Raw genomic sequence first — 13,406 nt, forward strand, 5'->3', positions numbered from 1 at the left:
ACTGAGCATCCAACTACCAACCCCTACGCCGTGCCACCCACCGTCAGATTGTCTAACTTCAAAGTAGGTTGGCCGACGCCAACTGGCAGGCTTTGCCCCTCTTTGCCGCAAACGCCGACACCTTTATCCAGCGCCAGATCGTTGCCGACCATCGAAATCTGCTGCATGGCTTCGATGCCAGAACCAATCAAAGTGGCCCCTTTCACCGCACGGGTGATTTTACCTTTTTCGATTAAGTAAGCTTCGGAGGTTGAGAACACAAACTTGCCGGATGTAATATCCACCTGACCGCCGCCAAAGTTAGGCGCGTACAGGCCATATTCCACACTGGCGATAATCTCTTCCGGTGTCGATTTACCGGCCAGCATATAGGTATTGGTCATCCGTGGCATTGGCAAGTGCGCGTAGGATTCACGGCGGCCATTACCGGTCGGTGCAACGCCCATCAGACGCGCGTTCAACTTATCCTGCATGTAACCTTTCAAAATACCGTTCTCAATCAGCACGTTGTATTGGCCCGGCACCCCTTCATCGTCGATGGCCAAAGAGCCACGGCGACCTTGCATGGTGCCATCGTCCACCACGGTACACAGTTCTGAAGCCACCAACTTACCCATTTGGCCGCTGAAGACTGAGCTGCCACGGCGGTTGAAATCACCTTCCAAACCATGACCGACCGCTTCGTGCAACAATACACCCGGCCAACCTGCACCTAAGACTACTGGCATAGCGCCAGCAGGGGCGGCAACAGCCGACAGATTTACCAGTGCCATTCTGACCGCTTCATTGGCAAAGTTATCAGCTCGCACTTCGCCATCCACAGTTTCGAGGAAGTAGTCATAACCAAAACGACCACCACCACCACTGGCACCGCGTTCGCGTTTGCCGTTGTCTTCCACCAATACGCTGACCGACAGCCGCACTAATGGGCGCACATCTGCCGCCAGCGTGCCGTCGGTGGCCGCGACCAGGATTTGCTCATAGACACCGGTCAAACTGGCACTGACTTCCTGCACCCGCTTATCAGCAGCACGGGCCACTTTATCGACCCGATGGAGCAGCGCAATTTTATCTTCGCGCGACAAGCTTTGTAGCGGGTCTAGCAAGGGATAAAGCGCCTGATAGTGAATCTCACCCAAGGTATGCACTTTACCGTTACCGTTATCACGCACAATACTGCGTGCGGCATGAGCACTTTGTTGTAAAGCATTCAGGGTGATTTGGTCGGCATAAGCAAAACCAGTCTTTTCACCGCTGACCGCGCGCACACCCACACCCTGATCAATATTGTACGAGCCATCTTTGATGATGCTGTCTTCCAACACCCAGGCCTCGTGGTAGCTGGACTGGAAATACAGGTCAGCATAATCGAGGCGGCGTTCAGACAACTGCCCCAACACTGAGAACAAGTCCTGATGGTTCAGCTTGTTAGCAGCGAGTAACTGCTCACTGACAAACGAGAGGCTCATAGTTTTCACTCTTTAATTAGATGATGGTTTATGCGATGACGGCAACGGAGACGGCAGGAAGCGATTGTGCTGCAATACCGGCATCTGATTACGGATAATGTTCAAACCTGTGGTTTCAATTTTTACTTTTAAGGCAGCAACCGCATCTGGGTTCTGCCCTAATATTTTACCCCAGGCATCAACCGCCATAGTGTGGCCCCAGGTGCGGCGGGTGGCGCCATGACGCCCTACCTGTGCTGCGGCCAGTATCACGCACTGGTTTTCAATCGCCCGTGCGCGCAATAAAATCTCCCAGTGAGCTTCACCGGTCATTTTGGTAAAGGCCGCCGGCACCGAAATAATCTCAGCCCCCTGCGCCCGCAAAGCTTGGAATAAGCCTGGAAAACGTAAATCATAACAAACCGTCATGCCCAAGCGGCCTACCGGTGTATCAACCACCGTCAGTTGTTCACCCGGCTGATAAGTATCAGATTCACGATAGCGGCCATGCATATCGTTAATATCCACATCAAACATGTGAATTTTGTCGTAACGAGCTTTAAGTTCGCCCTGGTCATCAAACAGCAAGCTACTGGTAGTGATAAGCTCCGGTGACTCGCGGCTTATCATCGGCATGGAGCCCACTTGAATCCACACTCCGTAATGGCGTGCCATCTCGCGAATTTGCTGTTGCAGCGGCCCGTCATTATGTTGCTCGGCATGGTGTCGATAAGAGGCAGCATTGGCAAATAACAGTGCATTTTCCGGCGTCATAACCAGTTTAATACCAGAGTTTAACTGTTTGATCTGCTGCTCAATTTGAGCCAGATTGTCACGGGTATTTTCACCGCTGCATAACTGCAATAATGCAACATTGGCATTTTTCATGGCGCCTTACTCTCCTTTAGCTGGCGTAATACTTCATGGATGGTTGGTTGATCCAAGCTACCGGTAATCTGGTAACGAATCAGCGAAACCTTGCTCCATAATGGCCCTAATATCTTCGAGGCAGCAAATACCGCAGCCCCAACCACTGGGTTGATCGCAAAGGCTGTTGCGACGCCGACAGTGGCAGAAATCTCTGGTGTAATAACCGCTTCCATGGCTATCTGGCGTTTAACCAAGTCCACATTACCACTCATGGCAATATCGGCCGCCAATCCATCCACCACTAAATCATTGGTGTGCATTACACCATTTTTAATATTTGCCGTGCCCCGAATAGAATCAAACGCAAAGTCACGACTAAACGTATCACTAAAATCAAGCTGGAGCTTACGTAATAGTGCGTCAAAGCTGACCAAACGCAGTAACTGACCGGCGCGCCCACCACCGAGATCGCTCAGTTGGCCTCTGCCCAATCTACTCTTTAATGTCCCATTCAGGGTATTAATCTGTGGCTGCCACGGAACTCCACGCCAGTTAACATCGGCATTGATATCAAAAGAGGCATCTTTTATCGGTGTTGTCAGGCCGAAGAATGAAATGGTTTCATCGATCTTCGGCCCGCTCAGCGCGATATTAAGCGCGGTTTTATCGCCATTGCTGTCTTGCTGCCATTGGCCGGAAACTTTAGCCCGCCCATTGCCAGCCTCAATCAAGCCGTTAGTTAACGCCAGCACCGAGCCTTTCGGCGTCAGATCTGCGTTAATACGCCCAACATTTTGCCCCAGAATCCAACAAGATTTGCAGCGTAATTGCAGCGCAGGCCAATCACGGAACGAAATTTTACTGGCAGTTTGTGGCTCCTGCAACGCAGCTTGCGCCAGGGGATCTTGTGCTTCGTGCGTGGTCCATTGCGGGTTGTAATAAAGATAATCGATATCAGCATGCCATGGCCCATGTTCGGCCATCAGCAGGCTACCATCCACTTCCTGACCTTTTGCCGTGACGTGAGTACCGGTTAATAATGGCTCAACCAGCAGTGTCAGTTGGTGCCAAGCCTGCCCACCAACCAAAAGCTGTGGCGTCTGTAAAGTCAGCCGGGTAGGAAGTATCACATTGGATTTATTGCCTTTTATTTTTGCTGGTACTGATGCGCTAAAAGGTGTGCTGACACTGGTAAACTCCGGTGCCAGCAACGCCAACCAACTCTCACCATCCAGTGCCGGTAGTTTAAGGACCAAACCTTTATCCTCCGGCAGTGACGGGACTTTTTTGCTGTCGGATTGCCAGATAGCCCGCGCCAGCTCTACTTGTTCTTTTTGCAACAACCATTGGCTGTTGAATGTATTGTTGCTGCCAGCACTGCCGGAGAGGGTAAACGCCTCCAGCCCCCCCACCACCTGTACATGCATGGGTAATGCCTGACCACTTGTTTTATCTAGTGGAGCAGGTAAGTGACTGCTTACTTTCTTCAGGTCAGCCGTCAGATCAATTTTATAGTCTGGCTTGCCATTTTTCGGTAATTGTACGGCGACTTTGCCTTGCCAATTGGCGCTACCACTGAGCAATTTCGCGACATCAGCGGGAACGCCGGGCAACTTGGCCGGTAACCAGTCACCACGCAACCCAACATTCACCAAAAAGTTTTTTGGCTGCTCTTGCGTAGTGAAATCAACCGTCAATGGCTGCCCAAACCAGTTAGCGGATAAGGTATCGCTATCAAGATTGCCATCGTTGAAGCGGAACTTGCCACTGATGTTTTCCAGTTGGCTTTGCAATGGCTTCACCAACAAGCTGTTGTTATTGAGCGTCACTTCGCCGCTGGCGTGGGTAATACGGTCTTCTTCCAACGGAATATCCAAATGTAAGCGCCCACTAACTTTACCGCCGACTTGCAGCTCTTCCAGAGTTTCCGCCACAGAATCATGCAGTGGTGTCTCCGTAAAGTAGTCATGAATATCACGCCCTTCGCCAACCACTTCGGCGTCGACATACAGCTTTTCTTTCAGATAGTCAGGGATAATCGCGCTGATATTACTGCCAGTGACCTTACCCAACATCGCGTGAGGGGCATCCATCCATAAACCTTCGTTGAGGAAATTGAGGTCGATTGCCAAATTCTCTAACGCAGGCCAATCTGGTTGGAATTGGAAGGTGGCGTTACGCAGTGGCACATAAACCTGGAACTGGCCCTCTTTATGTTTATAAGGAAAATCATGAGGATTGCCGTTATAAATAAGTGTTGCGTTGTCTACCTGCCCACCCTGTAACGCCTCGGTCAGATAATCTGCCAACTTCTTACCCATCAGCGGTTCAGGGAAATAGCGCCATGCATCGGCCGCATCATACAGGCGGATGCCGGTCAGGATTTTCAGCCATGGCTGCCCAATATCGGGTTGCTGATAGTGGAAGCTGCCGTTGCCCCACAGCGATTTAGCTCGGACATCGAGCTGGTCACTCCACAGTTCCCAGCCTTTATCATCAATCTGCCAGTTGACTGTACCACTGGCCTGACTAACTTCCAGCGGCGCGCGGAACATATCACCATAAGGTAATAGGCTGTCTTTGAGATTGATATCCAACCGCCCACGCGCTGCGGAACCACTCAGCGCACCGGCAAAATTATTAACCCCCGGCAACAAATCCCATTGTTGCCAACTGATATTGTGCCATTTAGCCTGAAAACGGGTTTTTTCTGGTTGGCTGATAGGAATGTCCAATGCCAGTGCATCAATATTCCCTTGTGGCCGCAAATCCGCCCAACGATTCATCAGCTCAGGGGTAAAAAGTGACAAGGTCGGTAACAGTGGCCCCACCCGCTCCAACTGAATATTGGCGGCGCGAATGCGTAACTCCTGGGATTGGTCTGGGCCAATAAACTGCGTGTTCTCCGGTAACCACAGGGCAGATAAATGCCCTTTAGGCCATGCCTGACCATCGGTTTTCAGTCTTAGCTCCGGCGCATCAACCTGCCAACCATTACCCTGACGGCGGCCTTCCAACACAAAATCATCTACCGCCAACTGATGTGATTTGCCCGCGACAGTCCAATTGGCCTGCCCCTCACTGAGTAACACATTGCCACTGTAAATAGTGCCACTCTTGATACTCAGCCAGGCCGCCAGACTAAATTCCGCATTGTCCAGCCCGGTATTGGTGTGCAGCCAGCGGCTGATCCACGGTTTCAGGTCGATCTTGTCGGCCTGCATATAGACCATGCCATTATTTAGGATGCCCTGATTATCGTGTAGATCCATCCGCACCTGCACCACACCGTGCTGACCATTAATGGTCGACAGGCTGATCTGCCCCTCGGCGCGATGCCGGTTCCGGGAGTTAAGCCAAGTGAGTTGTGGAATCTCTAATTCAGCGCGCGGGCCAGATGGGGTGAGGAATGAGACACGACTGTTACGCAGATCAAAGTGATCTAATTGACGCAGGAAGATATCAGTCAGATTACTCGCTTCAAGATTGCGGCTGCTGTTTTGCTGCATATCCAGTGTGGTGTTCAAATCTAACTGTAACTGATAGAAGGTCATATCGCGGAACTGCCAGCGCCAGTGCAACAGTGACTGCCACACATCAAGCGCAAGGGTCACCCGCTGCACCTGCCAATCGGCTTTCGGCAATTTAGCGCGAATATCGCGCAATTCCAACGTTGGGCCGAACGGTTCCCACGATCCCTGCATGAACCCCACTTCCAGTGGAATACCGCTGATGGACTGAACCTTGGCCACGATTTGCAGACGATAGTCGTTGATGAGAGGCAGCATCATGCGTAGCCCACTGACCAACAGTGCCACCACAACAATCATTGTGGCGCCTGTCGCAAATATTATCCTGGGCAGTCGCCTCACACATCTCTCCTTGCTATCCGCTGCAAGTGTGGCAGCGGGAAATCTTACATCATCACCACATCAAACTGTTCTTGGTTATACAGTGGTTCAATCTGCACTTTGACCTGCTTGCCGACGAAGATCTCCACTTCAGCCAGAGCATGCGACTCCTCACCTTTCAGTGCTTCTCCTACCGCTGGAGACGCATAGACCAGGAAGCGATCAGAATCGTAAGCGTGGTGCACTCGGACAATTTCACGCAATATCTCATAGCACACGGTTTCTACCGATTTAACGGTGCCACGGCCACGGCAGGTTGGACATTCGTTGCATAAAACATGCTCGATGCTCTCCCGCGTGCGTTTGCGGGTCATTTCGACTAAGCCTAGCTGAGAGAAACCATTAATACTGGTTTTTACCCGATCTTTACTCAATGCCTGTTCTAATGAATGCAATACACGACGACGATGCTCTTCATTACTCATATCAATGAAATCAATAATGATAATCCCCCCCAAATTACGCATGCGTAGCTGGCGGGCAATGGCCTGAGTGGCTTCAATATTGGTATTGAAAATAGTCTCGTCGAGATTACGATGCCCCACAAAAGCACCGGTGTTGATATCCACGGTGGTCATGGCTTCAGTTTGATCAATAATCAGGTAACCACCTGATTTTAGCTCAACTTTACGTTCCAATGAGCGCTGGATTTCATTTTCAACATCGTAAAGATCGAAAATTGGCTGTTTGCCCGAGTACAAATCCAGCTTTGCAGTCATTTCAGGAATGTATTCGCTGGTAAATTCCACCAGCAGGTCATAAGTCAGCTTGGAGTCGATTCGGATTTTATCCAGTGCCGCACCGGCAAAATCACGCAGTACACGTTGCGCCAGTGCCATCTCGCCATACAACTTATATTTGGTGATATTGCGTTTCTTCCGCTCCTGGACTTTAGTCCACAGGCGCTTGAGGAAGGCAGCATCGGCTGATAGCTCTTCTTCGCCAATTCCTTCAGCGGCAGTACGGATAATAAAACCGCCCTGTTCATCGCAGTAAGCCGCCACGGTTTTTTTCAGGCGTTCGCGTTCGACTTCACTTTCAATTCGCTGCGACACCCCAACATGGGCCGCTCCTGGCATGAGTACCAGATAACGAGAGGGTAGAGTGATATCCGTGGTCAAACGTGCGCCTTTGGTGCCGAGGGGGTCTTTCACCACCTGCACCATTAAATCCTGTCCCTGGCGCACCAGTTCAGCGATATCGCGCACATTGAAATTTTTCTGTTCATCCCCGGCCACGCATTCGGTGTGGGGCATGATATCGGAGGCATGGAGGAAGGCGGCCTTATCCAGACCAATATCGACAAACGCCGCTTGCATGCCCGGTAAAACCCGGCTGACACGACCTTTGTAGATATTACCGACGATCCCTCTTTTCGCTTCTCGCTCAATGTGTATTTCTTGCAAGATGCCACCATCAATGTAGGCAACTCGCGTTTCAGACGGTGTGATATTGACCAGTAATTCAGCTGTCATGTATTCCTCTCACATTACGTAGCGCAATGAAATTACTTAGTAATTCATGGGTTTCTACCAACGGCAGCCCCACTACGGCATGGTAACTGCCGGTAATGGTTCTGACGAAACAACCACCTTTCCCCTGAATACCGTAAGCGCCCGCTTTGTCCATGGGTTCACCGGTAGCAATATAGTCACTGATTTCCAACTGGGATAACACACGAAATGTCACATCTGTCACCACCATGGCAGATAATACATCTTGCCGATCAGCCAGAGACACCGCAGTAATCACCTGATGTTGCTGACCGGACAGCGCATTCAATATTCGCTGCGCATCGGTTTTATCCCGTGGTTTTTCTAAAACTTGCCCATTTAACACCACGATGGTATCGGCCCCTAATACCGGCAGATCCTGTGGTGCGACCTTCACCCCAGCCTGAGCTTTCTCCAACGCTAAGCGCCGGACATACTCTTGCGCACTCTCCTCTGGATGGCGTTGCTCTTCGACCTCGGTTTTCAGTACCTCAAAAGGGACATCAAGCAGGGCCAGTAATTCACGGCGACGCGGAGAGCCAGAGGCAAGATACAGGGCAGTCATGGGTCTTAAGTCCTTATTGCACCGCAAATTGGCGGCGAATTTTACGCATTAACAAGAATAGCCAAGGCCACAAAATACCGTTAATTACACTACTCCAGAATACTTCTGGGCGGAATGAGACATTAATCACTAAAAACTCAGACCAGAACACCACGACATCCATGGTGAGTGAAAGCAGCATCACGATGAGTGCCTGCTGCCACAGTGCCATATTGCGGAATAGTTGAAACTTAAAAGCGACCAGATAAGCAATAATACTGAGTGCCAGCGCTCGAACCCCAAGTGTTGAACCCAAAATAAGATCCATAATCAGCCCGAGAACAAAGCCGGTGCCAACATTCACACGGTGGGGTAATGCCATCACCCAATAAATTAATACCAATGCCAGCCATGACGGTCGGAACATATAAATCTGTTCCGGCCACGGCATAATTTGCAGCACCATGGCAATCAGGAAGGATAACCAGATAACCCAACGGCCATTGCTGCTGTAACGGTTCATGGCGATACTCCCGGCGCAGTCACTGCTGTTGGTGTGGCGGTTGTAGCGGCCGATGGTGCCGGTGGCCCCATAGCATCTGCGGCAGGCAGCACTTGTGACATCATCGGAGCCAGTCGTTCATTGGCTACGCGGCGAACTTCAGTTGGCGGCAATGGCATCTCGCCATTACGGTCGGCCCCCCACAATAACAACAAGTAGCGTAGGCGCTGTAAATCAGCGGTTGGTCGAGCCTGAATCACGGTATAAGCCCGCTGATTATCAACTTTGACAGAAGAGACCACCGCGACCGGATAACCTTCAGGGAAACGTCCACCTAACCCGGATGTCACTAATACATCACCAACGCGAATATCTGTATTACTGGGTAAGTGCTCTAGTAATAAATCATCGGTACAGCCACTCCCTGCGGCAATCACACGAATATCATTACGCAGCACCTGAATCGGTAGCGCATGGGAGGCATCACAAATTAATAATACACGGCTGGTTAGTTTACTCACCGCGACAACCTGGCCGACGACACCACGGTCACTGATAACCGGCTGGCCTTCGTATACCCCGTTGTTAGAACCTTTATCGATAACCACCTGATCACTGTAAGGATCTGTCCCGCTGGACATCACCTGCGTGACCATTTTTTGTTCATCCTGACGCAAAGGAGAACCCAGCAATTCACGTAAGCGGTTATTTTCCTGCTTAAATTGCCCGAGCAACTGAAGATCAGTATTTTTAAGCAACAACTCTTGGCGTAATGCACGGTTTTCCAACTCTAGCTGTTCACGGGTAGCCAGAGTTTCAGAAACGTTGTCGAGAACTTTGCGTGGCCCATTGGCCAGAAAATAGAAAGGGCTAACGGCAGTGTCCATATAGGTACGTATTTTGACAAACGTGCCCAATCGGCTATCAGCGATAACCAAAACAATGGCTGCAAGAACGGCAAAGAACAGTCGCAATTGCAGGGATGGACCCCGGCTAAAAATCGGCTTCATAAATTATGCGTATTCCTCGACGACAAAAGGAGGCGCTAAATCGGACGAATTTATCCTTCTTACGTTGAGTAAGCTGGATATCGATTCATCTGATCTAGTTCTCCTCCTTTTTGGCTGACTATTATTCTTCGCTGAACAAATCGCCGCCATGCATGTCGATCATTTCCAACGCTTTGCCACCGCCGCGAGCGACGCAGGTCAATGGATCTTCTGCCACCACTACCGGAATACCGGTCTCTTCCATCAGCAGGCGGTCCAGGTTACGCAGCAATGCACCACCACCGGTCAGCACCATACCGCGTTCAGAGATGTCAGAGGCCAATTCTGGCGGACACTGTTCCAGCGCAACCATTACCGCGCTAACGATACCCGTCAGCGGCTCTTGCAGCGCTTCAAGGATCTCATTGGAGTTCAGTGTAAAGCCACGAGGTACACCTTCAGCAAGGTTACGACCGCGCACTTCAATTTCCAGAACTTCATCACCCGGGTAAGCAGAACCGATGCTGTGCTTGATACGTTCGGCAGTCGCTTCACCAATCAATGAACCGTAGTTACGGCGCACATAATTAATGATCGCTTCATCAAAGCGGTCGCCACCGATACGGACAGAAGAAGAGTAAACTACGCCGTTCAGAGAGATAACGGCCACTTCTGTGGTACCGCCACCAATATCCACAACCATCGAACCGGTTGCTTCAGAAACCGGCAGCCCGGCACCAATAGCCGCAGCCATAGGCTCTTCAATCAAAAACACTTCACGAGCGCCAGCGCCCTGAGCGGATTCACGGATCGCACGGCGCTCAACCTGAGTAGCCCCGACCGGTACGCACACCAATACACGCGGACTTGGGCGCATAAAGCTGTTGCTGTGAACCTGCTTGATAAAGTGTTGCAGCATTTTCTCGGTAACAAAGAAATCGGCAATAACGCCGTCTTTCATTGGGCGAATAGCTGCGATATTGCCGGGGGTACGCCCAAGCATCTGTTTGGCATCATGGCCCACAGCCGCAACGCTCTTCGGTGAACCGGCACGATCCTGGCGAATAGCAACCACTGAAGGTTCATTCAGTACAATGCCTTGTCCTTTAACATAAATAAGGGTATTGGCGGTACCCAAGTCGATGGACAAGTCGTTGGAAAACATGCCACGAAATTTCTTAAACATAACGAAAGGATAATCCTGCAAGCTGGGGGCGGAAAATAAAATCCGCCTACTTTACCAACCACACGAAGCAGCGACAAGGCGCAAAAACGTCCTGATTCGGTGAAAAAGTAGCTGCGTTGTTGACATCTCGTTCCATCACGAACCCATGTCGCTTGAAAAGGTTGAATAAACCCTCGGCACAACACAGATTCTGCGTAACGACCGGCGTAACACAGCACATAAAATCTAACATTTAACCTGATTCTCGTCGGAAGTAAGCGCCCACCAACGATTTACGGAAATGACTGGCACATTCTACGTTAATTTTTGCTCAACGATCAGGCTAAACATAGCCCTAATACGAATATTTTTTCTTTCCGGGGTTCAAAAGTGTTGGCGGAGCAAAAAAATTGCCCTGTCCACCATAAATCCCCTTATCCTTCAGCGTTTGCCATTCTTCACGGGTAAGCACTCCTGCGGCAAAAACTTTTGTATCCGTCCCCGCACAGGCACCGGTCAGACTTTCCACAAACAACTGATTTTCATAACGTAAATTAATGCTTCTTACTAACCCAGGATGAAGTTTAATCATTTCAACCCGCAGTGATTTGATGTAAGAGGTGCTAACAACCGTTAATCCGGCCTGCGACACCATCACCTTGCAGCCCACGCCAAGCAATAAACGCATCATCGGACGGATTTGGTCGATATGTTGACACGCATCTGCCTCTGCAAGTTCAAAGATAATTCGCTTTCTATCAGACTTTCTGCATTGTAAGAGTGTATCACGCAGCCAACGCTGGAAAGAACGCTGCAATAATGAATCAACGCAGATAGAAAATGCCAGAGTTTCGTCCGGCCATAAAGCTAATAAAGGAATTATCCGATCAATTTTTTGACGGTCATAACGCTCAGCCAGACCGAGCAACTGCACTAATGGTGTAAATTCAGCAGCCAACAACTCTTGCTCACCATCATATATACGGCTGATTATTTCACGGTGATGAATTTTACCGTCAACAGTAATCACCGGCTTCTGATAAAGCCTTGGCCCGCCGTTAGCCAGCGTCTGCTCCAGCAAAGTGCGCCATTTGACACTACCACGCCCTTTTTCTGACACTTGAGTATCGAATACATACCAGCCATTCCCCCCATACATCGCCGCATTTTTAGTCGCTTGTCCAGCATTATCCATAATCTGTTCAACGGACTCACCACTGCGATACGCCACAATCCCCATATGCAGCAATGATTCGCGGTCAATAACATGGGGTTCAGGTAACGCCCCGACCGCATGAACCAATTGGGCAGCCATAACATCGGCATCTTTCAGCGTCTTATGGGGCAGCAAAATCGCGATATCACTCTGATGGTAACGCGCTAATAGTGCAGAGGGATGACGAGCAACAAAAGAAGAAAGCAAGTTAATCAACGAATGCATCAGTTCTTGTACCTGCTGATGGTCATCCGTATCATTTAAACTATCAAAATCAGGCAACTGCACCATGATTACTACCCCATGGGCGCCCTCTTCCTCCAATTGGGTAGTGAGTTGATTATCAAAAAACTGGCGATTACTGAGACCGGTTTTGGCATCTCGGGCGGCAAAAGCGCGAATCAGTGTATCAACACGGTTACGCTCCTCCCTCACCTCTATCAATTCGGCCAATAGCCGATCAATGGCACGACTGGCGCAAGGCGGCCATTCATGTCCGTCGCTACTGATAGCATATTCACGTTCGCCGTTAAGAATACGCCTCGCTCGGCGCTCCAGTTTTTCCTGGCCTGCGGTCTGATCACGCAACCAACGAAAACTTAGCAGTAGCATCATGGCAATCACCACAACCACCAGCGATAAAACAGCCGCAGCGTACAGAGAGCGGGCGTAGCTGCTCAAAGGGTCAATATAGGTGAAATGCATCGAAGCCCCGGGTTGATGCAGCATCGGTACCACCAGGTTGCGGTGCCTGCTTTCGCTATTCCAGGGTGTATAAATTGCAGGGAGCTTGAGATGATATAGCGTGTTGGCTTGATCCTGAATGCTAAGCTCCACCACACCAACTGTTCGCATCATAATAGGCAGCCACTCTCGCGCTTTATCCGCCGGTTGCAGCAGAAGCGACTGATCATAAGCTGTCACGATACTTTGGAGACGATGCTCCATTTTTTTCTGGCACAAATAGAAGAAACTTACCGTGCTACCCAGTAGCACTAAGCACATAGCCGAGACGACCAGTAGCGTCATAAACGCAGAAAGTTTGGTTGTAAATCGCATCCCTTAGCCTTGCGAAGCGCAATTAAGTGAAGAAAAGTCCTCATTTCCCTTGAGGAGCACACTATATGACAAAAATAGGCTATAAAACTGACTTTTTACTTCATAATGCGACAATAACACAATATTTTCGCCCCTTTCCCTGATGTTCGATTAATCCCTCTTCAAAGGATAGCCATGATAAAAATCAATGAATTGATTTTTGTTCTTGA

9 protein-coding genes are annotated in these 13,406 nt (G+C 50.0%); all 9 read right to left on the minus strand.

What is annotated here, in order from left to right; translation table 11 throughout:
* Positions 1 to 23: 23 nt before the first annotated feature.
* Positions 24 to 1,469: a metalloprotease TldD gene (gene tldD / locus Q2T72_RS19625; protein WP_083162204.1), complete on the minus strand. Its 1,446-nt coding sequence runs from the start codon at positions 1,467 to 1,469 to the stop codon at positions 24 to 26.
* A 12-nt stretch (positions 1,470 to 1,481) separates the two neighbouring features.
* Positions 1,482 to 2,336, minus strand: coding sequence for a deaminated glutathione amidase (gene nit1, locus Q2T72_RS19630; RefSeq protein ID WP_372569708.1), 855 nt, complete (start codon positions 2,334 to 2,336; stop codon positions 1,482 to 1,484).
* Positions 2,333 to 6,190, minus strand: coding sequence for an AsmA2 domain-containing protein YhdP (gene yhdP / locus Q2T72_RS19635; protein ID WP_372569709.1), 3,858 nt, complete (start codon positions 6,188 to 6,190; stop codon positions 2,333 to 2,335). The genes nit1 and yhdP overlap by 4 nt, the downstream gene beginning before the upstream one ends.
* A gap of 44 nt (positions 6,191 to 6,234) precedes the next feature.
* Positions 6,235 to 7,704 carry a ribonuclease G gene (gene rng, locus Q2T72_RS19640; RefSeq protein WP_102970524.1) on the minus strand — a complete coding sequence of 490 codons (1,470 nt, stop codon included), beginning with the start codon at positions 7,702 to 7,704 and terminating at the stop codon, positions 6,235 to 6,237.
* Positions 7,694 to 8,287 (minus strand): nucleoside triphosphate pyrophosphatase, encoded by a 594-nt coding sequence (locus Q2T72_RS19645; RefSeq protein WP_083162198.1) that lies wholly within the window; start codon positions 8,285 to 8,287, stop codon positions 7,694 to 7,696. The genes rng and Q2T72_RS19645 overlap by 11 nt, the downstream gene beginning before the upstream one ends.
* Positions 8,288 to 8,300: 13 nt before the next feature.
* Positions 8,301 to 8,789 carry a rod shape-determining protein MreD gene (gene mreD, locus Q2T72_RS19650; RefSeq protein ID WP_032906981.1) on the minus strand — a complete coding sequence of 163 codons (489 nt, stop codon included), beginning with the start codon at positions 8,787 to 8,789 and terminating at the stop codon, positions 8,301 to 8,303.
* Entirely contained in the window at positions 8,786 to 9,778 is a 993-nt protein-coding gene (mreC, locus tag Q2T72_RS19655) for a rod shape-determining protein MreC (protein WP_083162196.1), read from the minus strand. Before mreC ends, mreD begins: the two co-directional genes overlap by 4 nt.
* A 121-nt stretch (positions 9,779 to 9,899) precedes the next feature.
* A complete protein-coding gene (mreB, locus tag Q2T72_RS19660; RefSeq protein ID WP_002228205.1) occupies positions 9,900 to 10,943 on the minus strand; it encodes a rod shape-determining protein MreB in 1,044 nt (347 codons plus the stop codon).
* A 334-nt stretch (positions 10,944 to 11,277) separates the two neighbouring features.
* The gene (gene csrD, locus Q2T72_RS19665) at positions 11,278 to 13,197 is read right to left on the minus strand and encodes an RNase E specificity factor CsrD (protein ID WP_372569710.1); all 1,920 of its coding nucleotides are present in this window, start codon (positions 13,195 to 13,197) and stop codon (positions 11,278 to 11,280) included.
* Between the last annotated feature and the right edge of the window lie 209 nt (positions 13,198 to 13,406).

The sequence above is a fragment of the Yersinia sp. 2466 StPb PI genome (assembly GCF_041538325.1).
In the GTDB taxonomy this organism is placed as follows: domain Bacteria; phylum Pseudomonadota; class Gammaproteobacteria; order Enterobacterales; family Enterobacteriaceae; genus Yersinia; species Yersinia enterocolitica_E.